Raw genomic sequence first — 2,003 nt, 5'->3', positions numbered from 1 at the left:
ACTGTTCCTCCCATCGAGATATATTCTGAATCGTAAGTTATAACTATTATAATCTCATTTCTCTTTGTGATCAGGTTCAAGATTTTCTAGTTTTTGACTGCTATAAGCATTAATACTCATTGCACAAGTGAGATGCTCCCTAAATAAATCTCTCACTTGTTCTCGATAACAAGATGTTATTATTTTTTTTAGACCTAACTTTTTGAAGTTTGCAGCAAAATACTTAAAAAAGTTACTAATTCGGGGGTCATCGCAATTGCAATAAACTACTTTATTTTCAAAATGACTTTTATAATGTTGCAACTCACTTTCTATATCTGAAAGTTGTGTATAAAACTCGTCACTTTTTAATTTTTTAGCATTTTGCAATAATTTATTTGTTGCATTTCTTACCATGTTCAACCTTTTTTGATTTAATAAATGTTTTGTTTTTAGTTATTTACTTTTGCTTATCTGATTAAATATTTCACTGCCTAATACTTGAAGAGAGGTTTTAGAAATTTCAAGCATAATATAAAACATTTTTTTGATAAGTAGGGAGGCACAATTATTTGTAGGATGGGTTAGCGGTAACGTAACATGATCGGGGGTTGGGTTTCATGCTTCTAACTTCACAGTTTCCATCAATGTGCATGGTGCGTTCCCCAAAAGCGAGCGCTTTGTAGCAGGACTTGCATTAGGGAACGCACCCTACGGCGATAGCGATCGCCTCTCCTTATCCCCAAAAAGCGATCGCCCTTGGCGTTCCCATCCCAAGCAATGACAATTTTAAAGTTTAATCAACAAGATGACAGCGATCGCACTACAAGATCGGCAATCATAGTTCAATTCCATTGATCCAAATTTCATACTCGCTTATATCAACTTCATCATTCCAAACGATTCCGCTACCTGATGGATCAAGTTGAAAGTTTTTAAAGAAAGCATAGTTTTTAAGGGAAGAAAACATCGTTTTTTCTAGTAGATTTTCACAGTTATATTTTCTAGCTTGATGATTAGAAAAATGCACCAATAGAGTATAATTTTCAATGATTTCGGCTGATGTTATTTTGGGATAAAGCATTGTTTTATTTCAAAGGTGGTAATTTATTAAATTCTTGAGTGTTCCACATTTTCAATAATTCTGATTGATAGATTGTTGCCCATTCTACAACCATTTTTGTGGCTCTATTAGGTAAGTCTCCTTCAATGATTTCTAAGGTTTCCAGATTAAATAGGGCGTTATATTCTCCATAAATCGCATGAAAATGGGGAGGTGGATGATCGGCAAAAAAGATTTTAATGATAATTCCATAAAATCGAGTAATTTCTGGCATAAATCTATTTTTATAAGTCTTGCTTTATGACAAAAATATTATAACAAAGCTTGTTGGGTTTTGTTACCTCGACCTAAACGACAAGATCAGCGATCTGCTACGCAGTGCCTTCGGCATCGCCTCTCCTTATCCCCAAAGAGCGATCGCCAGTGACGTTCCTATCCCAAGCAATGGCAGTTTTAAAGTTTAATCAAGAAGATTACGGCGATCGCACTACGTTCTTCGGCATCGCACTGACAGCTGCCATCAATGTGCATGGTGCGTTCCCAAAAATCGATCGCTGGAGTAGCAGGACTTGCATTAGGGAACGCACCCTAGGACTGAGTTATACATTGTTTTTCTTTGTCAGTTAAATCAATATATTCAGTTTGTATTCGTTTATTCTTGATTAGTATTCTAAAATAAGGACATTTCCCATTTACTGATAAATCTTTATCATCATTCCCTTTCCTGAATTTAATTATTTCAAATTGGTCGGGATTGAATTTATGTAAAAATGTTATTGGTACACCCATAACCCCCTTGAAGTCTAGGGGAATGTCTTGAGTTTTATTGACATTAATTCCATCATAATTGTCATATTTTGGATATTCAGCTTCATTGCCAAAATATCTTTTTGTGAGAGCCATATCTTCCTGTCGTTTTGATGTGTCTAAGTTGGTTAACCATAAACAATTATTTGGAGAA

General features: G+C 34.8%; 4 protein-coding genes and 1 pseudogene. 1 reads left to right on the top strand and 4 read right to left on the bottom strand.

Annotated elements, in window-relative coordinates; genetic code table 11:
• Nucleotides 1–141: 141 nt before the first annotated feature.
• From O9295_RS26805 to O9295_RS26790, 3 genes and pseudogenes are all read right to left on the bottom strand, one after another.
• Nucleotides 142–396 (bottom strand): annotated as a pseudogene (locus O9295_RS26805) (adenine-specific methyltransferase EcoRI family protein); the annotation flags it as partial.
• 421 nt (nt 397–817) lie between these two features.
• The gene (locus O9295_RS26795; RefSeq protein ID WP_002737254.1) at nt 818–1,063 is read right to left on the bottom strand and encodes a DUF2442 domain-containing protein; all 246 of its coding nucleotides are present in this window, start codon (nt 1,061–1,063) and stop codon (nt 818–820) included.
• Between the two features lie 4 nt (nt 1,064–1,067).
• Entirely contained in the window at nt 1,068–1,316 is a 249-nt protein-coding gene (locus tag O9295_RS26790) for a DUF4160 domain-containing protein (protein ID WP_002736965.1), read from the bottom strand.
• Between the two features lie 149 nt (nt 1,317–1,465).
• Here O9295_RS26790 and O9295_RS26785 point away from each other — a divergent pair, with 149 nt between their 5' ends.
• Nucleotides 1,466–1,669, top strand: coding sequence for a hypothetical protein (locus tag O9295_RS26785; protein ID WP_193977252.1), 204 nt, complete (start codon nt 1,466–1,468; stop codon nt 1,667–1,669).
• Here the strand turns inward: O9295_RS26785 and O9295_RS26780 are convergent.
• A partial coding sequence (locus tag O9295_RS26780) for an adenine-specific methyltransferase EcoRI family protein (RefSeq protein ID WP_288036301.1) occupies nt 1,631–2,003 on the bottom strand: 373 nt, incomplete at its 5' end. The two genes, O9295_RS26785 and O9295_RS26780, sit on opposite strands and share 39 nt — an antisense overlap.

It is taken from the genome of Microcystis sp. LE18-22.4A (assembly GCF_027531105.1).
GTDB lineage: Bacteria > Cyanobacteriota > Cyanobacteriia > Cyanobacteriales > Microcystaceae > Microcystis > Microcystis aeruginosa.
This window is presented reverse-complemented; position numbering and strand designations above follow the sequence as displayed.

Bases quoted from the DNA above. Each gene is read 5' to 3' on its own strand.
- O9295_RS26795 (WP_002737254.1), bottom strand. From the start codon at position 1,063: ATGCTTTATCCCAAAATAACATCAGCCGAAATCATTGAAAATTATACT.
- O9295_RS26790 (WP_002736965.1), bottom strand. From the start codon at position 1,316: ATGCCAGAAATTACTCGATTTTATGGAATTATCATTAAAATCTTTTTT.